This window comes from Armatimonadota bacterium, from assembly GCA_031081585.1.
Taxonomy (GTDB): Bacteria; Sysuimicrobiota; Sysuimicrobiia; order Sysuimicrobiales; family Humicultoraceae; genus Geohabitans; species Geohabitans tengchongensis.
Map to the genome: position 1 here is coordinate 1 of JAVHLY010000018.1, position 18769 is coordinate 18769.

An 18769-nucleotide genomic window follows, 5' to 3' on the forward strand; every position below is an offset into this window, starting at 1 on the left:
CGGGCCATCCGCGCCGTGCCCGACGGCGTCTACCGCGGCGCCTCCACCTTCACCCTGCGGGGCGAGCGGCTGCGGCTGGGCTGCGCCGTCACCGTGGACGGGGACGAGATCACGGTAGAGTGGGACGACGTGCCGCCGCAGCTGCCGGAGGGCGGGGTGAACTGCACCCTCTCCTACACGGCGGCGCACACCACCTACGCGCTCAAGTCCATCCTGACGCCCGAGGTCCCCAGCAACGCCGGCTGCTTCCGTCCCCTGCACGTGCGGGCCCCGGAGGGCAGCATCCTCAACTGCCGCTACCCCGCCGCGGTGAGCCAGCGCACCATGGTCGGGTGGTTCTGCGGCCCGGCCATCTTCCGCGCGCTGGCCGAGGTCCTGCCCGACCGGGTGCAGGCCTTCACCGGACTGCCCGGCGTGTGCACCGCCTACGGGCGGGACGAGCGCGGGGAGACTTTCAACGACCACATCATGTTCGGCGGCGGCCAGGGCGCCAGCGCCCACGGGGACGGCTACGCCGCCCTGATGTACCCCACCTCGGCGGGCAACGTCCCGGTGGAGATGTTCGAGCAGCGCACCCCCCTGCTGGTGGAGCGCAAGGAGCTCATCCCCGGCTCCGGCGGACCCGGGCGCCACCGCGGCGGGCTGGGGCAGGAGGTGATCCTGCGCAAGCTCTACGACGACGGGCTGCCGGTGCTGGTGAACGTCCTGCCCCACGGCACCGACTCGCCCCAGCCGGGCCTGCTGGGCGGGGGGCCGGGCGGCCCGGCGGGGGCGGAGGTGCGGGGCGCGCGGGTGGAGCCGGTGGCGGGGATCGGGCAGCTGGTGGAGCTGCGCCGCGCCGAGGACGTCATTATCATCCGCTCGGCGGGCGGCAGCGGCTACGGGAACCCCGCCGAGCGCCCGCAGGCGCTGGTGGAGCGCGACCGCCAGGAAGGCTACGTGCGGGAGTAAACGTGGGCGCCCGCCCGCGCTACTGCACCCTCTGCCGCACCCCCCTGGAGTGGCGCGCCGTCGAGCCCGGCCGCGCCCCGCAGCCGGTCTGCCCGGCCTGCGGCCACGTCCACTGGCAGAACCCCAAACCCACAGCCTCGGCCCTGGTCACCCGACGCCGGGGGGGCCGCCGGGAGGTCCTGCTGGTGCGGCGGGGGGTCGAGCCCTACCGCGACCACTGGGACTGCCCGGGCGGCTTCATGGACCCGGACGAGGACCCGCCGGCGGCCATCCGGCGCGAGCTGCGGGAGGAGCTGGGGGTCGAGGTGGCCGTGGGCGACCTCGTCGGCATCTACGCCGACCGCTACGACGAGACCGGCGAGCCCACGCTGAACATCTACCACACGGCCACCATCCGCGCCGGCACCCCCCGCCCCGCCTCCGATGTCAGCGGGGTCGGCTGGTTCCCGCTGGACGCGCTGCCCGAGCCGATCGCCTTCCGCAACAACCGCCAGGCCCTGGCCGCGCTGGCCGCGCGAACCCGCGCCGGGCGCCCTCCGCGGCGTGGCGACGGCGGCCTGGCACCGCCCGGTGGAGGGCGCAGGCGCGGTGCGGCGGGCCCGACGGCCAAGAGGAGAAGGACGCTAGCCCGGTGAAGGACGGGGAGAGCCCCAGCCGAGTAGAGAGCGGGAGGACGAGGATGGCCGAGCGGAAGATCACCAGGCGGGAGGCGTTGCGTGCGGCCGGGGCGCTGGCGGGCGCCAGCGTCTTGACGACGTTCGGGGTGCGGCTGCTGTCCGCGTCGGTGCCCAACGACACGGTGGAAGCCGCCGCGGGGCCGCGGGCGCCGCTGCGCATCGGCTTCCAGGTGCACCGCACCGGCATCGGCGCCGTCTACGGGCGGTGGTACGAGCGGGTGGGCAACGCGGCCCTGCGCCTGATCAACGAGCAGGGGGGCATCGCCGGCCGCCCGGTGCAGATCATCGTCGAGGACGACGGCACCGACCCCAAGCGCGGCGTGGAGGTGGTGGAGAAGTTCGTCAACCAGCACCGCGTCGACTTCATCTTCGGGACGCTCTTCTCCCACGTGGTCATCGCCGCCGCCCCGCGGGCCGGGGAGCTGAAGGTCCCCTACCTGGTGGTCAGCGAGGGGTACCACGTGGCCTCGGGCAAGCTCAACCGCTACGTCTTCCAGCCCGGCATCACCGACGTGCGCGCCCAGGTCACCGCCGTGGCCCCCTGGATCGTGAAGAACCTGGGGAAGCGGGCCACGCTCATCTTCCCCGACTACGCCTTCGGCCACGACCACCGCGACTTCTTCAGCGCGCGGCTGCGCGCGCTGGGCGGCGAGGTGGCGGCGCTGGTGCCCATCCCGCCCACGGAGACCTCCTTCACCCGCTACTTCGCCCGGGTGCCGCGCAACACCGACTTCATCTACCACGTCATGGTGGGACCGGGGGTGCTTACCTTCGTCAAGGAGCTGGGCGAGCACTTCGGCGCGCGCAAGCCGAAGCTCTTCGGCTTCATCGACTCCCTGGAGGGCGTGGACATCGCCACGCCCGGCCTGGAGTACCTGGAGGGGAGCTTCCTGTGGGAGGCCTTCCCGCGCTACGCCGGCAACGTCAAGACCGCCTTCGAGCAGCAGTACCGTGACCGCGTGGGCGTCGACGCCAACGGGGCCAGCAAGGCCGACCCGAAGGACGTCTCCACCTACTCCCACATGTTCGGGGTGTGGGAGACGCTCTTCGTCATCAAGCGGGCGGTGGAGGAGAGCGGCTACGCCAGCCGCACCCCCGCGGACTACCGGAAGTTCATCACCACCCTGGAGGGCTTCACCAGCTTCCCCGAGAGCCTGCAGCACCCCCAGGGGCCGAAGCGCTTCAACGGGAAGCTGCACCAGGTCTTCGGCCACCAGTTCATCTCCCAGGTGCGGAACAAGCGCCTGGTGGTGGTCCACCGCACCGCCATCGAGGACGGCCTCTACCCGCCGGAGGGCGACTACACCAAGATGCCGCTGTGAGCCTCCCGCGGCGCTGACGCCTCCGGGGATGCGCCCCCGGCCCGTCCTCCCCCCGTGACACCCGCCGGCCAGGCCGTCCTGGCCCTGCTGGAAGGCGTCGTCTCCGGGCTGGTGCTGGCGCTCACGGCGCTGGGCCTCTCCCTCGTCTTCGGGGTCATGCGCGTGGTGAACATCGCCCACGGCGACTTCTTCATGCTGGGCGCCGTCTTCGCCTGGTACGTCACCACCGCCACCGGCAGCTTCCCCCTGGCGCTGCTCGCCGCCCCGCTGGCCGCCGCGGCGGTGGCCCTGGCCGCCGACCGCCTGGTGCTGCGCCCCATCGGCTACGCCCCCGAGCCCACCATCGTGGCCACCATCGGCCTCCTCTACGTCCTGCAGCAGGCGGTCCTGAGCGTCTACGGCCCCTATGCCCGTCCGGTCCCCGAGCCGGTGGCCTTCCGCGTCGACCTTCCCTGGTTCGGCTACTCCGGCTACAAGCTCGTCGTGGCGGCGGCGGCCACAGCACTGCTCGGCGCGGCCTGGCTGCTGATCACGCGCACCCGCCTGGGGCTGTACATGCGGGCCACGCAGCAGGACCGGGAGATCGCCCAGGCCTTCGGTGTCCCGGTGCAGCGCATCTACGCCGCCGCCTTCGGCCTGGGGGCCGCGCTGGCGGCGCTGGCCGGGGTGCTCATCGTCCCCATCCGCCAGGCGCACTACCTGATGGGGCTGGACGCGCTCCTCCTCTCCTTCATGGCGGTGATCATCGGCGGGATCGGCAGCCTGGGCGGAACGCTGGCGGCGGCGCTGTTCATCGGGCTGGTCGACGGGGCGCTCTCCGTCTTCTTCTCGCCCACGCTGGCGCGCATCGCCGCCTCGCTGGTCGTGGTGGCGGTCCTGGTCGCCCGCAGCGGCGGGCTGCTGGAGGTGCGCGGGTGAGGGCGGGGGCCATGGCGCCCGCCGGGCCGGACCGGCACGACGGACGCGTCTGGGCGCTGCACCTGGGGGTGCTGGGGCTCCTGGCCCTGCTGCAGGCGGTGCTGCCCCCGTTCCACCACGGGATGGTCACGCGCATCATGCTGCTGGCCGCCTTCGCCGCCGGCTACAACCTGCTCCTGGGCTACACGGGGCTGATGAGCCTGGGGCACGCGCTGCTCTTCGCCGCCGGGCTCTACGCCGCCGGGCTCGGCGTCTACTACGGGCAGCTGGCCCCGCTGCTGGCGCTGGGGGCTGGGGTGGCGGCGGGGCTGGCCGCCGCCGCGCTGGTGGGTGCCGTGGCCCTGCGCACCACCGGCGTGGCCTTCCTCATCGTCACCCTGATGGTGGCTCAGATGGGCTTCCTCACCACGCTGCACTTCAACCGCATCACCGGCGGCGACCAGGGCCTCACCCTCACCGGCAGGCTGCGCCCGCTGGCGCTGGGCCCCTGGCATCTGGACCTGGCCCTGCCGGCCGCGAAGTACAACCTGGCCCTGGCCGTCCTGGCCGCAGGCCTCCTCCTCTCGCTGTGGGTCGTGCGCTCGCCGCTGGGGCGGGTCCTGCGGGCCGTGCGCGAGAACGAGGAGCGGGTGCGCCTGCTGGGCTACGACCCCTTCCGGTACAAGCTGCTGGCGCTCGTTCTCTCGGGCGGCCTGGCCGGGGCGGCGGGCGCGGGGTACGCGCTCCTCTTCGCCTACGTCGGCTCCGCGTTCGCCGACGTCCTCTACTCCATCCTGCCCTTGCTGTGGGTACTGGTGGGCGGCGCCGGGACGACGCTCGGCCCGCTCGTGGGGACGGCGCTGATGGTCTACGTGGTGGACGTGGCCAGCGGCCTCACCACGGCCTACCTCTTCGTGGTGGGCGGCACCCTGCTGCTGCTGGTCCTGTGGTTCCCCCAGGGCATCGTGGGGACGGCGCGGGCGCGGTGGTGGCCGTGGCTGCCGTGACCCCGCTGCTCGAGACGGTCGGCCTCACGAAGCGGTTCGACGGGCTGGCGGCGGTGCAGGCGGTGGACTTCACCCTGACCCCCGGAGAGATCCGCGCCCTCATCGGGCCGAACGGGGCCGGCAAGACCACCCTGCTCGGGCTGATCTGCGGGCGGCTGGCCCCCACCGCCGGGCGCATCCGCTTCCGCGGCCGCGACATCACCGACCTCGGGGCGCACGCGCGGGTGGCGCTCGGCATCGCCTACACCTTCCAGGTGACGAGCGTCTTCCGCACCATGACCGTCTTCGACAACGTGGTCCTGGCGGCGCAGCGCCGGTGGGCGCGGGGGTGGCGGGCGGCGCTGGCCGCCGACGGCCGGGCGGTGCGGGAGGAGGCGGCGCGGGTGCTGGAGGAGGTGGGGCTGACCGCGGGCTGGGACCGCCCGGCGGGAGCCCTCCCCTACGGCCACCGGCGCCTGCTGGAGGTGGCCATGGCGCTCGCCGCCGATCCCGTCCTGCTGGCCCTCGACGAGCCCACGCAGGGCCTGGCGGGGGAGGAGATCGCGCTCCTCACCGACCTGCTGCGCCGCCTGGCCGGGCGCCTCACCATCCTCCTGGTCGAGCACAATTTGGCGGTGGTGCTGGAGCTGGCCCGGCGCGTCACGGTGATGCACGAGGGGCGCATCCTGGCCGAGGGGACTCCGCCCGAGATCGAGACCAACCCCGAGGTGCAGCGCGTCTACCTGGGAGCCGCCTGATGGCCCGAACCGGCCTGGTGCCGTGCCAGCTCCACCGGCCCACGCTCCACCGTGGGAGGCGCACCGACGCCTGATGCTGACCGTGGAGGGGCTCACCTGCGCCTACGGCCAGGCCCGCGTGGTCCACCAGGTCTCCTTCCACGTGGCTCCCGGCGAGGTGCTGGCCCTGCTGGGGCGCAACGGGGCCGGGAAGACGACCACGCTGCGGGCGGTCATGGGGCTCCTGCGGCCGGTGGCCGGGCGCATCCGGCTGGACGGCGTGGAGCTCACCGGCCTGCCCGCGCACGCCGTGCCGCGCCTGGGGCTCGGCTACGTCCCCCAGGGGCGGCGCCTCTTCCCCGCCCTCACCGTGGAGGAGAACCTGCGCATGGGCCTGCTGGTGCGGGGCGGCCGCCCCGCCGACCTGGAGCCGGTCTTTGCCCTCTTCCCGGTGCTGCGCCAGCGGCTGCGCCAGCGGGCGGCCACCCTCAGCGGCGGGGAGCAGCAGATGGTGGCCACCGCCCGGGCCCTCGCCGCGCGCCCGCGCGTCCTGCTGCTCGACGAGCCCACCGAGGGGCTGGCGCCGCTGCTGGCCGCACGGCTGCTGGAGACCCTGGCGGCGCTGCGCGCGCAGGGCGTGGGCGTCTTGCTGGTGGAGCAGCGCATCGAGGCCGCGCTGCGCGTGGCCGACCGGGTGGCCGTGCTGGAGACCGGCCGGCTGGCCTGGGAGGGGTCGCCCGGGGCGCTGCGGGCCGACGAGGGGCTGCTGCTGCGCCTGCTGGGGGTGCGCCGCGCGCCGGGGCGCCCGGGCGCACCGCGCAGCGCGAGCTGATGCAGGCGGTGATCCCTCCGCAGCGCGTGCGCGGCCGCCTCGCCTTCGAGTTCGTGCGCCCGCCCGGTGACCGCCGCACCCTGGAGGGGCTGCTGCTGGAGGCGGACGAGCGGATGCTGGTCCTGGCGCACCCGCTGTCCCCCCGCCGCCCCGTCGTCGTCCGCGGCGAGACGGTCCTGCAGGCCGGCGACTGGGCGGTGTGGTTCCTCTTCCAGGGGGAGCCCTTCGACGTCGGTCGGATCTACCGTCCCGACGGGACCTGGACCGGGTACTACGCCGACGTCCTGGAGCCGGTGCGCTGGCGGGGACGGGACCCCGCCACCCTCGCACCGCTCGTGGACCTCTTCCTCGACCTGTGGGTCTCCCCCGAGGGCGACTGGACCGTGCTGGACGAGGAGGAGTTCGCGCAGGCAGTAGCCGCAGGGGCGCTGACGCCGGCGCAGGCAGGGCACGCCCGCCGCGTCCTGGCCGACCTGCAGGCGCGCACGGCGCGTGGAGCGTTCCCGCCGCCGGTGGTGCGCGACTTCCGGCTGTAGCCTCAGCCTGGGCCTCTTCGGTCCGCCGCTTCGTCCTCCGGCCGGTCCCGCAGCCACGCCAGCACGAGCGCGGGGGTCACGGGCAGGACGTCCACGTCCCGCCCCAGCGCGTCGCTGATGGCATTGGCCAGGCAGCCCACCGCGCCGATCGTCCCCGACTCCCCCACTCCTTTGAAGCCGCGTTCCGTGTAGGGCGAGGGCGTCTCCAGGTGGTGGACCTCGACCGGCGGCACCTCCGCCGCCGACGGCAGGAGGTAGTCCATGAAGGTCGCGGCGAGCGGCTGTCCCGCCGCGTCGTAGCGCAGCGCCTCGTAGAGCGCCTCCCCCAGGCCCTGCGCCACCCCACCGTGTGTCTGCCCCTCCACCAGCAGCGGGTTGAGCAGCGGCCCGCAGTCCTCGGCCACGACGTAGCGCAGGACGCGCACGACGCCGGTCTGCGGGTCCACCTCCACCAGCGCCGCGTGCGCCCCGTTCCCGAAGGCCGCCGGCGGCGGGTCGTAGGTGACGGCCGCCCCGAGCCCCGGCTCTTCGCCGCCGGCGAGGTAGCCCAGCGCCGGCACGTGCGCCGCCCGGGCCACGTCGCGCCAGGTGAGGGCGCGGGCCGGCGTCCCGCGGACGAAGAAGCGGCCGCCGTCCAGCACGACGTCCTCCGGGGCCGCCTCGAGCAGGTGAGCGGCGATGGCCACCGCCTTCGCCCGCACCCGCGCGGCGGCGCGCACGATGGCCCCGCCCGAGGCGACCAGCGCGCGGCTGGCAAAGGTGCCGCTCCCCTCCGGGGCCAGGTCGGTGTCCACCGGCGCCACCACCACCAGCTCCGGGTCGATGCCGAGCTCGTCGGCCAGGAGCTGGGCGAAGGCGGTCTCGTGCCCCTGGCCCTGGGAGGGCGAGGAGGCCCACAGCCGCACCGTGCCGTCGGGCTCCACCTGCACGCGCGCGCCGTCGTAGCCGCGCATGTCGGTCATGCCGCGCCGCAGGAAGGTGCGCGACCCCATCCCCGTGAACTCGGTGAAGACGCTGAGTCCGATGCCCACCCGCCGGCCGGCCGCGCGCGCTTCGGCCTGGGCCCGCCGCGCCCCCGCGTAGTCGAACGCCTCCAGCACCGCCGCCAGCGTCTCGTGGAGGCGGCCGCTGTCGTAGACCAGCCCCGCCGGGTTGGTATAGGGGAAGGCCTCGGAGGGGATCAGGTTGCGGCGCCGCACCTCGGCGGGGTCGAGCCCCAACCGCGCAGCCACCTTGTCCACCAGGCGCTCCATCACCCACGCCGCCACCGCCATGCCCACCCCGCGGTAGGCGCCCAGCGGCGCCTTGTTGGTGGCGACAGCCAGCGCGCGGCAGGCATAGGCCTCCACCCGGTAGGGGCCGGTGAGGATGTTGGCCGCGGTCACCGGCTCGATGGCCACGGTGAGCGGGTAGGCGGAGTAGGCGCCGGCATCCGAGCACAGCGTCGCCCGCACCGCCAGCAGCCGCCCCGCCGCGTCGGCCGCGGCCTCGGCCTCGACCCACACCTCGCGGGCCTGGGTCATCGTCAGCAGGTTCTCGTGCCGGTCCTCCACCCACTTCACCGGGCGGCGGAGCCGCTGCGCCACGGCGCAGGTGACCAGGTCCTCGGGGTAGAGCATCATCTTCGGCCCGAACCCGCCGCCCACGTCCGGGACCACCACCCGCACCTGCGCCGCCGCCAGCCCCAGCCCGCGGGCGACCGCCTCCTTCAGGTGGTGGGGAGTCTGGGTGGAGGCCCAGACGGTGAGGCGCCCCGGCGGGTCCCACGCGGCGGCCACGCCCCGTCCCTCCAGCGGCGCGCCGGCCACCCGGCTGTGGCGGAAGGTGCCGCGCACGACCACGGCGGCGCGGGCGAAGGCCGCCGCGACGTCGCCGGAGGCCACCTCGCGCTCCAGGAAGCGGTTGCCGGGGACGTCGGGGTGCAGCTGCGGGGCATCCGGGGCGAGGGCCGCGTCCAGGGAAGCCACCACCGGGAGCGGCTCGTACGTCACCGCCACGCGCTCGGCCGCGTCCTCGGCCACGTAGCGGTCGGCCGCGGCCACCACGGCCACGGGCTCCCCGACGAAGCGCACCACCTCCCGGGCGAGCGGCGGCCAGCTGCCGCCGCGGTAGCGGGCATCGCGCAACGCCGCGGTGATGGGGGCGAGCGCCAGGTCGGCGGCGGCGAAGACGGCGACCACCCCGGGGACGTCCAGGGCCGGTGCGGCGTCGATGGCGCGCACGCGGGCGTGGGCGTGCGGGCTGCGCACGAAGGCCAGGTGGAGCATGCCGGGCAGCGCCAGGTCGGCCAGGTAGCGGCCCTCCCCGCGCAGCAATCGGGGATCCTCGCGGCGCCGCACCGCCCGGCCGACCCAGGAGGTGGTGGCGGGCGCGCTCACCGGGGCCGGCCTCGGCGCCTCACAGGCCCAGGTAGGAGACGCGCACGTGGGGGTCGTCGAGCAGCTCGGCGCCGGTGCCGGAACGCACGATCCGCCCGTGCTCCATGACGTAGCCCTGGTGGGCGAGCGGCAGGGAGGCGTGGACGTTCTGCTCGATGAGCAGCACCGTCACCCCCTGGGCGTGGATCCGCCGGACCGTCTCCATGATGGCGCGCACCAGGGTGGGCTGCAGCCCCAGGGACGGCTCGTCGAGGGTGAGCAGCTCGGGGGCGGTCATCAGGGCCCGCCCCAGCGAGAGCATCTGCCGCTCCCCGCCGCTGAGGGTGCGGGCGAGCTGCCCCTGGCGCTCGGCCAGGCGCGGGAAGAGGTCGAAGACCTCGCGCAGGCGCTGCGCCTGCTGCGCCCGGGCCCGCGCCACGGCGGCGGCGACGAGCAGGTTGTCCCGCACCGTCATCTCCGGGAAGACGCGGGCACCCTCGGGGCTCACGGCAATCCCCAGGCGCACGATCTCGTCGGGGCGCAGCCGGTCGATGCGTCGCCCGCGCCACAGCACCGCCGGAGCGGAACCGCGTGGCCGCAGCAGCCCCACGATGGCGCGCAGCAGCGTCGTCTTGCCGGCGCCGTTGGGCCCGATGAGCACCGTGACCGTCTGCGGCCGCACCTCCAGGGAGACGCCGCGCAGCACCGTCAGGTCCCCGTAGCCCGTGGTCAGGTCGCGTACCTCCAGCACGGCGCGCCTCCCGCCCCGCCCTCAGGCGAAGGCCTCCCCCAGGTAGGCCTTCACCACCTGCTCGTCGCGCATGACCCGGGCCGGCGGGCCGTCGGCCAGCTTGCGCCCGTGCGTGAGGACCACGACCCGCTCGGCGAGCGTCACCACGGTGCGCATGACGTGTTCGATGAGCAGCAACGTCCGTCCCCGGGCCCGCACCTGCCGCAGCACCTCCACCATCTCGGCCGCCTCCGCCACCGTCAGCCCGGCCAGGTTCTCGTCCAGGAGGATCAGGCGCGCTCCGGTGGCCAGGGCGCGCGCCAGGTCGAGCCGCCGGCGTTCGGCGGTAGTGAGGCTGGCGGCGGGGGCGTCCGGTTTGGCCAGCCCGACCAGCTCCAGGCAGCGGACCGCCTCGGCGCGGGCCTCCCGTACCCCCAGGCCCCGGCCGTACATCGCCCCCACGGCCACATTCTCCCAGGCGCGCAGCCCCAGCAGCGGCTGGGGGATCTGGAAGGTCTTCACGATGCCCAGGCGGCAGACGCGGTGGGCGGGCAGCCCCGTGATGGGGCGACCCTGGAAGCGGATCGTCCCACCGGTCGGGGGGAGGAGGCCGGCGATCATGTTGAACAGCGTCGTCTTGCCGGCGCCGTTGGGCCCGATGACGGCCACCACCTCACCCTCGTCCACACTGAGGGAGACGCGGTCCACGGCCACCAGCGCGCCGAAGGTGCGCGTGACGTCCCGGCACTCCAGCAGGCTCATGTCACGACTCCGCCACCCGCCGTTCCGCCGGAACGGCGGGCCGGGCGCGGCGGCGCAGCCGCAGCCGCGCCAGCCCCACCACACCCTGCGGGAAGACGAGGGAGACGGCCATGATGACCAGCCCGATGATGATGAGGTAGGCGTAGAGCAACCGCGTGCCCAGGACCTCGGCCAGCACGACCAGCACGGCCGCGCCCAGGAGCGGACCGAAGGGCGTGCCCAGCCCGCCGAGGATCGCCATCACCACCATCTGGAAGGTGATGGTGGGGCCGAAGGCCTCGTTGGCGTTGATGTAGGTGAGCCAGTACCCCGCCGTCCCGCCCACCCAGGCGATGAGCACCGCGGAGAGGCAGTAGGCCCAGCGCTTGAGGGCCAGCACGTCGATGCCCGAGGCGGCGGCCGCCACCTCGTTCTCGCGGATGGCGCGCAACCCGTAGCCGAAGCGGGAGCCCTCCAGCCACAGGGAGGCGGCCAGCGCCAGCGCCAGGATGGCCAGCAGCACGTAGTAGAAGTACGTGGTCCCCGGGCCCAGCGGGAAGGTGATGCCGTGGCTCCCGCCGGTGAGGGTGAGGCCGGTCACGCGGTCGAAGGAGAGCGCCCCCTCGCGCAGCGCCTCGGCCAGGGCCAGCGTCCCCACGGCGAAGTAGGCCCCGCGCAACCGCAGCGTGGGCGTGCCCACGACGTAGGCCACCAGGGCGGCCAGCACCCCGGCGGCGGCGAGCGCCGGCAGGAAGGGCCAGTGCGCCCGCGTGAGGAGCACGGCCACGGTGAACCCCCCGAGCCCGTAGTGCACCACCGGGCCGAGGTCGACCGGCCCCGCGTACCCCGCCAGCAGGTTCCACGCTGAGGCCAGCGCCCCCCACATGAAGATCACGGCCAGCAGCCGCACCAGGTAGGGGCCGGCCACCAGCGGGAGCAGGGCCAGCCCCGCCACCAGCGCCGCCGGCAGCCCCAGCCGCCTCACTCGACCCGGCCCCGCCCGGTGATGCCCGCGGGGCGCAGCGAGAGCGTCACGTAGAGCAGCAGGAAGGCCACCATGAGCGAGAGCCCCGCCTCCAGGTAGGTCTCGGTGAAGGCCTGGGCCAGGCCGATGGCCAGCCCGCCGTAGAGGACCCCGGGGATGTAGCCCATCCCGCCCAGCACCACCACGGCGAAGGCGAAGAGGGTGTAGGTGAGCCCCATGTAGGGGTGGATGTTGGTGAAGTAGGCGACCAGCGAGCCGGCCGCGCCGGTCACCCCGACCCCGAGGGCCACCGTGAGGGCGAAGACGCGCCGGGTGTCGATGCCCGCCAGCTGCGCCATCTCCCAGTCCTGGGCCGTGGCGCGCATGGCCCGGCCCAGCGGGGTACGTGCCAGCAGCGCGGAGAGCCCCGCCACCATGAGCAGCCCGAGCCCACCGGCGACCAGGCGGGTGTAGGGGAGGACCACCTCTCCCAGGTGAAGGCTGCGGTCCAGGTAGGGGACGCTGAGGACGCGGTAGTCCGCCGACCACAGCCGCAGCGCCGCGTTCACCAGCACCAGCGAGAGACCGAAGGTGGCCAGCAGCGAGACGAGGAGCGGCGCCCCCACCGAGCGGTTCAGGACGAACCGCTGCAGCCCGTACCCGAAGGCGAACAGGAGCAGGAAGGCGACGGGCAGGGAGAGGAGGGGGTCCACGCCGTGGCTGCGGGCCAGCCAGTAGGTGGTGAAGGCGCCGAGCATCATCAGCTCGCCATGCGCGGCGTTCACGATCCCCGTGACCCCGAAGATCAGCGAGAGCCCCACGCCCGCGGCGGCGTAGACGCCGCCCAGCAGCACCCCGTTGGCCACCGCCTGGAGGAAGACCATCACGGCGGGGCGCCCGCTCCTGCCTCGCGGCGCGGCCTGTCGCCGGCCAGCGCCCCCGGCCCCGGCCTAGCGGCGGTCCCAGGGGGGCATGGGGTAGCGCAGCGGCTTCGCCCCCTGCAGCTTGGGCCAGACCAGGACCCCGCGGCCGTCCTGGATCTGCACGGCCAGCGGCGGCTTCAGCACGATGGCCCCGTCGGGCCCGAACTTCACCCGCCCGTACAGCGACTGGAAGTCCAGCCGGTGCATCTCCTCGGCCAGGCGCTCGCGGTCCTCCGCCGACAGCGGCGGCACCAGGTTGAGGTTCTGCACGGCGACCTGCTGGGCCACCGCGCAGGCCGTGGCCGCCACCTGGGTGTAGTCCGGCTCCTTCCGGTACTTCAGGCGGAAGCGCTCGTACCAGGTGCGGGAGGTGCCGAAGACCGGGTCGCGGTAGTAGAGCGAGGGTACCCACTCGGAGGCCCCCACGGCGTACTCGGCGTCCCGCCCCAGCTCCTTCACGAAGTCGGGGACGGTGGGTCCGAAGCTGAAGCCCACGCCCTTGGGGGCGTAGCCGACCTCCTTGGCCGCCTTCATCACCCGCAGGGAGTGGGCCAGCAGGCTGCCCACCAGGAGGACCTCCGGGTTGCGGCGCTTGACCTTCTGCAGGAGCGAGGTGTAGTCGGCGAGCGCCAGCGGGAAGATCTCGAAGTGGACGACGCGCACGCCGTGGTCCTGGAGCACCTTCCGGAAGCCCTCCGCGGAAAGCTTGGCGAAGAGGTGCTCGGCCCCGATGATGGCCGCGGTCTGGGGCTTGGGCCGGGCGTTCACGAAGACCTCGGCGACGGCGCGCACCTCCTCGAAGGTCTTGTTGAGCGTGGCGAACGTAAACTTGAAGCCGCGCTCGAAGATGGGGTTGGCGCTGGCCGCGCCTGAGCAGTACGGGTACTTGTACTTCTCCGCCACGGCGGTGGAGGCGAAGACGACGTTGCTGCCAAACCCCCCGAGCAGCAGGTCGACCCGGTCGACGGTGGCCAGGCGCTCGACCAGCTGGGCGCTCTTGGCCTCGCTGGACTCGTCGTCGTAGACGATCAGGCGCACCGGGTACCGTCCGCCGCGGGACTCGATGCCGCCCCGCTCGTTCACCGCCTCGGCCCACAGCTCGTAGGCCTCCTTGAGCAGCGTGCCATCCCGGCCGAAGATGCCGCTCAGGGCCACCGCCACGCCGATCCGGAACTCCCGCGCCTGAGCGGCCGTGGGGCGCACCGCGACCAGCGGCAGGACGAGCCCCACCGCCAGGGCCAGCGCTGCCAGCCGTCTCGCCAACGTGGTCCTCACGCGCATCTTCCTCCCCTCCCCTGCCACATCGTGGCCGGCTGTGCCGACCGCCGCTCCGCCGGCTAGGGCGCGTCCACCTCCACCCGCACCGGCGTGGAGCGCCCGCCGTTGCACGGGCCGATCTCCAGCGGGCAGACGGAGAGCGCCACCACGAGCGGCATCTCCGCCCGGAACTCGACGTAGTCCCCCGGCCGGCTGGCCGGCAGGCCGATCACCCACCGCCGGTTAGCGCAGTCGTGCTCGTACCGCATGTTGATGTCGAAGGTGTCGGGGATGTCCTCCGGCAGCAGGCCGTAGGGCGCCACCACCCGGCTGATGATCTCGTGGCAGCCGTCCTGGGGACCCACGCCCAGCTGGACCTCGTAGAGGAAGCGGTTGCACATCCGGTTGTGGCAGTCGTGCACGCCCTTCTCGGGCGCCGTCTCCTTGAGGATCGTCATCATGGGCCGGCAGAGCGTCGAGCGCAGGACGTCGCCCTCGGTGAGCCGGTCGCGGGGGATGTACTCGCCGACGCGGGCGGGGACGTACCGCGTGCGCGAGTAGGAGGTGGAGAGCTTCTCCCGCAGGTTGTCGCGGTTGAAGAGGGCCATGTCCACCACCTGCTGGCCCTCCAGGTCCACCACACGCAGGATCTGACCCGCCTCGAGCTCCAGGGCCAGCCCGTGCTTGCCCGGCACCACCTGCTCGAAGACCCGCCTCACCGCCGTCCCCGCACGTCCATCAGGGCCTTGCGCTGCCCGCCGTCGAGGGTGATGAGCGCCCCGTTCATGAAGCTGGCCCGGGGCGAGGCCACGAAGACCGCCACGTCGGCCACCTCCTCCGGGGTGCAGATGCGCCCGAGCGGGATCGACGCGGTGGCCAGCCGGGAGGCCTCCTCCGTGGAGAGCCCCATGTCCCGCGCGTAGGCGGCCACGAGGCCGTCCCACCGGTCGGTGGCCACCGGTCCCGGGTTGATGGCGTTCACCAGGATGCCGTGGGGGCCGTACTGCTCGGCCAGGGCCAGGGTCACCGCCAGGTCGGCCGCGTTGGCGGCACTGGGCGTCAGCTCCCAGAACGCCGGCTTGATCCCGTCGTTGCCGACGATGTTCACGATGCGCCCCCCGCCGGCGCGCAGCATGTGGGGGATGACCGCCTTCATGAAGCGGATGTAGCCCAGGAACTTCGTCTGCAGGGCCAGGGCCCAGTGCTCCTCGGTCAGGTCCAGGAGCAGGCCGCCCGGGGCAGCTCCGGCGTTGTTCACCAGGATGTCCAGGCGGCCGAAGTGGGCGGCCGCCTGGTCGGCGATGCGCGGCGGGTCCTCGGGCCGCATGACGTCGCCCGGGAAGGGGACGACCTCGGCGCTGGTGGCCTGGCGGATCTCGCCAGCGACGCGCTCGAGCCGCTCCGCGTCGCGGGCGACGATCCCCACCCGCGCACCCTCCCTGGCCAGGGCCACGGCCACCGCCCGGCCGATGCCCTTGCTGCCGCCGGTGACCAGCGCCACCTTGCCGCCCAGCCCCAGGTCCATGGGCGCCTCCCCTACGAGCCTAGTTTCAATTACATTGAAGTTCAATTAAACGAAGCTAGAGCGGCCTCCTGCCGGCGGGGCCTCCCGGCGCGGGCAGGCTGTCGTCGTCAGAAACCTTACGGACGCTCACCCGGGCGACGGGCACCCACGGCCCGGCCACGTCCGCCGGCGATCAGCTCGGTGTACAGCTCCGGCCGGCGGTCGCCGATGAGGTCCATCTCCGCCGTGGCTCGCGGGGCGGGGCCGCGCACCTCCGCGGTCAGGACCTCCTCCCGGTCCGGCGCGGCCGGGCCCGCCCGGACCATTCCGTGCGGGTCGACGATCAGGCTGCACCCCAGCGTGCGCACCCCGCCGTCCTGCCCCGCGCGGTCGGCGCAGGCCACCCAGAGCCGGCTGCCGTAGGCGTATCCCGCCGCCAGGTAGGCGGCCCCGCACCACCCGCGCGCGTCCCACGGCTGGGGCTTGCCGCGGTCGGTCCAGGTGGTCGGGACGGCCAGCACCTCCGCGCCCCGCAGGACGAGGAGGCGCACCGCCTCCGCGAAGCGCAGGTCGTAGCAGATCAGGGGGGCGAGCCGGCCCACGGGCGTCTCCCACACCTCGAAGCGGTCGCCCGGCGTGAAGACCTCACGCTCGAAGTGGTAGAGGTGCACCTTCCGGTAGACACCCCGGAGGCCCCGGGGACCGACCAGGACGGCGCTGTTGCGGAGGTCCCGGCCGTCGCGTTCGGGCAGGCCTCCCAGCACCCACATCCCCGTCTCCCGGGCCACCGCGTGCCAGGCCCGGACCGTGGGGCCGTCGAGGGGTTCTGCGGAGGGTGCCACCTCCTCGCGGGTGCGGAAGTCGTAGCTGACCGTGCACAGCTCCGGCAGGACAGCCAGCCGGGTGCGCTCCGCCGCGGCCTGGCGCAGCAGCCGGACGGTGCGTTCCCGCATCGTCGCCGCGTCCGCCCACGGCGCCGCCAGCTGGACGACCGCCAGGCGGCTCACGACGACAGGGCGCCCGTCACGCCGCCCACGGGGGCGGGCCGAGCGGCTGGGTCAGCTCCACGAGCACGCCCCCGGCGGGGTCGCGCAGGAACGCGATCAGCGTGTTGCCGGCGCCCCGGCGCGGCGCCTCGTCGGCCAGGGCCACGCCGCGGGCCCGCAGCGCTGCCAGCGCCGCGGCCAGGTCGTCCACGGCCAGGGCGACGTGCTGGACCCCCTCGCCATGCGTGCGCAGCCACTCGGCGTTCCACCCCTGGTCGGTGAGCGGCTCGATGAGCTCGATGAGCGTCTCCCCGACCGGGATGAAGGCGATCCGGAGCTCGCCCGGCCCGTACTCCTCCCAGGCGCGCACCCGCAGCCCCAGCGCGGCCAGCCGGGCGGCGGTGGCGCGCGCGTCCCGGACGAGGACGCCCACGTGGTGCACTCCCCGGACGGCCAGCGGCGGAGCGTCGCTCACGGCGGGGAGGCGGGCCGGCGCGCGCCCCCAACGCGCACGGTCACGGCACGAGGGCGGCCACGCGGGCCGGCCCGCCGTTGCCGCCCACCACGGGCACCGGCATCGCCAGCAGCGTGAACTCCCGGACGGGGATGGCGTGCAGGTTGATCAGGTTCTCGATCAGGCAGACGTTGGCGCCCAGCGTGATCAGGTGCACCGGGTAGCGCGGCTGCCCCGGCGGTTTGGGCGGCCCGCCGTCCACGGCGAAGTCCACCGCCAGCGCCCGCACCCCGCACTCCACCAGCCACTCCGCCGCGTCGGTGGCCAGGTAGGGGTTGTCGCGGTAGAAGCGCGGGTCGCGCCAGTGCTCCTCGGCCCACCCGCTCCAGAGCACCGCCCGGCGGTCGCGCAGCTGCGCGGGGTCGCCCACCGCCTGGCGCAGCGCCTCCACCGTGAAGGGCTGGCCCGGCCGGGCGTGCATGCGCAGGTCCACCAGGACCGCCGGCCCGCACAGCCACTCCAGCGGCACCCGGTCGATGGTCAGCCCGCCCGGGATGAAGTGGTAGGGGGCGTCGATGTGCGTCCCGGTGTGGATGCTGAAGGTGGCGAACCCGGTGGAGAGGCCGTGCAGCTCGTGGTGGTGGATGGGGACGTAGTAGATGTGCGGGTGGCCGGGGACCGGCTCCACCCCCGGCCCCCAGGGGATCGTCAGGTCGATCAGGCGCATCCGCACCGCCCCGCCGCCCGGCCCCCCCCCGGACGGCCGCCGAAGCCGCGCGGCCCTCATGCCCGCCCCTCCGCACCCGCCGCCTCGGACGGCTCGACGAGGAGGCGGCCGTCCCGCACCACCACCTCGCCGTCCAGCTCGACCGTCGGCCGCAGCAGCAGCCCGTCCAGGTGGAGCTGGCTCGTCACCACCCCGCCGATGACGTGGTTGTCCCCGATGGCCACGTGCACCGAGCCCGCCACCTTCTTGTCCTCCGTCATCGAGCCGATGAGCCGGGCCCGGTCGTTGGTGCCGATGGCGAACTCGGCGATGTTGGTGGCGTGCTCGTCGGCCTCGGCGACCAGGCGGCGCAGCGCCTCCGCCGAAGCCCCGCCCTCGATGGCCACCACGCGCCCCGCCCGCACCGTCATGCGGATGGGTGCGTCCAGACGCCCCAGGTTGTCCATGGTGTGCTCGACGACCAGCGTCCCCTCGGCAGTGCCCTCCACGGGGGCGATGGCCGCCTCGCCGTCCGGCATGGCGGCGAAGGTGCCGGGCCCCCCCACCCGGCCGGTGAGGGCGATGGCGCGGCGGCCGGCCACGCTCATCACCAGGTCGGTCCCCGCCGGGGTGCGCACGCGCACGCGCTCGGCGGCGGTGAGGCGCCGCGCCACCTCGCGGGTCACCCGGTCGATGCGGTCGTAGTCGGCCAGCATGGCGCCGTGGGTCATGATCTCCTCGGTGACCCCGCGCAGCACCAGCACCCGCGCGCCCGCCTGGAGCGCCTCGCGGGTGGCGTCGGTGTGGGTCATGGCGTAGGTGACCGGCTGGATGACCACATGGGCCGCCTTCATGGCCGCGCCCACGGGGGCGGGGGGGTCGTTGCCGTGGGCGGCGCGCGGCAGCATGGTCACCAGCACCGGCTCCGCGCCCACCTCGCGCACCGCCTCGGCGATGGCCTCGGCGATCCGCTGCGTCTGGGTGTCGCAGGCCACCACGACGACTTCGCCGGGCTGGACCCGCGCGCAGGTGCGGACGACGGTGCGGACGCTCTCACGCAACGAGACGGCGACGGCCATGCGACCTCCTCTCACGGTCGACGGACGACATGGGCGCTCACTTCCTTCGCCGCCTCCGGCGTCGCTCCCTGGCGGTGTGCAGTGGGGGACTGCGCGGCACGACGCTGGGGCCGCCGGGGGCCGCGACGGC

20 protein-coding genes are annotated in these 18769 nt (G+C 74.4%); 8 read left to right on the forward strand and 12 right to left on the reverse strand.

The window, feature by feature from the left end; genetic code table 11:
• The 8 genes from RB146_08505 to RB146_08540 all read left to right on the forward strand — a co-directional run.
• Positions 1 to 951: hydantoinase B/oxoprolinase family protein (locus RB146_08505; GenBank protein ID MDQ7829022.1), on the forward strand; the 951-nt coding region annotated here is incomplete at its 5' end.
• A gap of 2 nt (positions 952 to 953) precedes the next feature.
• Positions 954 to 1586: an NUDIX hydrolase gene (locus RB146_08510; protein MDQ7829023.1), complete on the forward strand. Its 633-nt coding sequence runs from the start codon at positions 954 to 956 to the stop codon at positions 1584 to 1586.
• A gap of 44 nt (positions 1587 to 1630) precedes the next feature.
• Entirely contained in the window at positions 1631 to 2950 is a 1320-nt protein-coding gene (locus RB146_08515) for an ABC transporter substrate-binding protein (protein MDQ7829024.1), read from the forward strand.
• 54 nt (positions 2951 to 3004) lie between these two features.
• On the forward strand, positions 3005 to 3868 hold the full coding sequence (locus RB146_08520; GenBank protein ID MDQ7829025.1) for a branched-chain amino acid ABC transporter permease: 864 nt from the start codon (positions 3005 to 3007) through the stop codon (positions 3866 to 3868).
• An 11-nt stretch (positions 3869 to 3879) separates the two neighbouring features.
• Positions 3880 to 4854 (forward strand): branched-chain amino acid ABC transporter permease, encoded by a 975-nt coding sequence (locus RB146_08525; GenBank protein MDQ7829026.1) that lies wholly within the window; start codon positions 3880 to 3882, stop codon positions 4852 to 4854.
• Entirely contained in the window at positions 4851 to 5591 is a 741-nt protein-coding gene (locus RB146_08530; GenBank protein ID MDQ7829027.1) for an ABC transporter ATP-binding protein, read from the forward strand. The genes RB146_08525 and RB146_08530 overlap by 4 nt, the downstream gene beginning before the upstream one ends.
• A gap of 73 nt (positions 5592 to 5664) precedes the next feature.
• Positions 5665 to 6402, forward strand: a complete 738-nt coding sequence (locus RB146_08535) for an ABC transporter ATP-binding protein (GenBank protein ID MDQ7829028.1) — start codon at positions 5665 to 5667, stop codon at positions 6400 to 6402.
• Complete coding sequence (locus RB146_08540; GenBank protein MDQ7829029.1) at positions 6402 to 6938, forward strand: DUF402 domain-containing protein; 537 nt, start codon at positions 6402 to 6404, stop codon at positions 6936 to 6938. The genes RB146_08535 and RB146_08540 overlap by 1 nt, the downstream gene beginning before the upstream one ends.
• A 2-nt stretch (positions 6939 to 6940) precedes the next feature.
• On the opposite strand, the gene RB146_08545 is transcribed toward RB146_08540, so the two are convergent.
• From RB146_08545 to RB146_08600, 12 genes are all read right to left on the reverse strand, one after another.
• Entirely contained in the window at positions 6941 to 9316 is a 2376-nt protein-coding gene (locus RB146_08545) for a xanthine dehydrogenase family protein molybdopterin-binding subunit (GenBank protein ID MDQ7829030.1), read from the reverse strand.
• Between the two features lie 19 nt (positions 9317 to 9335).
• Complete coding sequence (locus RB146_08550) at positions 9336 to 10046, reverse strand: ABC transporter ATP-binding protein (protein ID MDQ7829031.1); 711 nt, start codon at positions 10044 to 10046, stop codon at positions 9336 to 9338.
• A gap of 21 nt (positions 10047 to 10067) precedes the next feature.
• Complete coding sequence (locus tag RB146_08555; GenBank protein MDQ7829032.1) at positions 10068 to 10787, reverse strand: ABC transporter ATP-binding protein; 720 nt, start codon at positions 10785 to 10787, stop codon at positions 10068 to 10070.
• A gap of 1 nt (position 10788) precedes the next feature.
• A complete protein-coding gene (locus RB146_08560) occupies positions 10789 to 11751 on the reverse strand; it encodes a branched-chain amino acid ABC transporter permease (protein ID MDQ7829033.1) in 963 nt (320 codons plus the stop codon).
• Positions 11748 to 12614 (reverse strand): branched-chain amino acid ABC transporter permease, encoded by an 867-nt coding sequence (locus tag RB146_08565; GenBank protein ID MDQ7829034.1) that lies wholly within the window; start codon positions 12612 to 12614, stop codon positions 11748 to 11750. Before RB146_08565 ends, RB146_08560 begins: the two co-directional genes overlap by 4 nt.
• Before the next feature lie 66 nt (positions 12615 to 12680).
• Positions 12681 to 13928, reverse strand: a complete 1248-nt coding sequence (locus RB146_08570; GenBank protein ID MDQ7829035.1) for an amino acid ABC transporter substrate-binding protein — start codon at positions 13926 to 13928, stop codon at positions 12681 to 12683.
• Between the two features lie 62 nt (positions 13929 to 13990).
• Positions 13991 to 14629: an urea carboxylase-associated family protein gene (locus RB146_08575; GenBank protein ID MDQ7829036.1), complete on the reverse strand. Its 639-nt coding sequence runs from the start codon at positions 14627 to 14629 to the stop codon at positions 13991 to 13993.
• Complete coding sequence (locus RB146_08580) at positions 14626 to 15435, reverse strand: SDR family oxidoreductase (protein ID MDQ7829037.1); 810 nt, start codon at positions 15433 to 15435, stop codon at positions 14626 to 14628. The genes RB146_08575 and RB146_08580 overlap by 4 nt, the downstream gene beginning before the upstream one ends.
• 116 nt (positions 15436 to 15551) lie before the next feature.
• On the reverse strand, positions 15552 to 16421 hold the full coding sequence (locus RB146_08585) for a nitrilase-related carbon-nitrogen hydrolase (protein ID MDQ7829038.1): 870 nt from the start codon (positions 16419 to 16421) through the stop codon (positions 15552 to 15554).
• Positions 16422 to 16437: 16 nt separating this feature from the next.
• Positions 16438 to 16833, reverse strand: a complete 396-nt coding sequence (locus RB146_08590) for a VOC family protein (GenBank protein MDQ7829039.1) — start codon at positions 16831 to 16833, stop codon at positions 16438 to 16440.
• An 82-nt stretch (positions 16834 to 16915) separates the two neighbouring features.
• On the reverse strand, positions 16916 to 17641 hold the full coding sequence (locus RB146_08595; GenBank protein MDQ7829040.1) for a cyclase family protein: 726 nt from the start codon (positions 17639 to 17641) through the stop codon (positions 16916 to 16918).
• The gene (locus RB146_08600) at positions 17638 to 18639 is read right to left on the reverse strand and encodes an aminopeptidase (protein ID MDQ7829041.1); all 1002 of its coding nucleotides are present in this window, start codon (positions 18637 to 18639) and stop codon (positions 17638 to 17640) included. The genes RB146_08595 and RB146_08600 overlap by 4 nt, the downstream gene beginning before the upstream one ends.
• Positions 18640 to 18769: the final 130 nt, after the last annotated feature.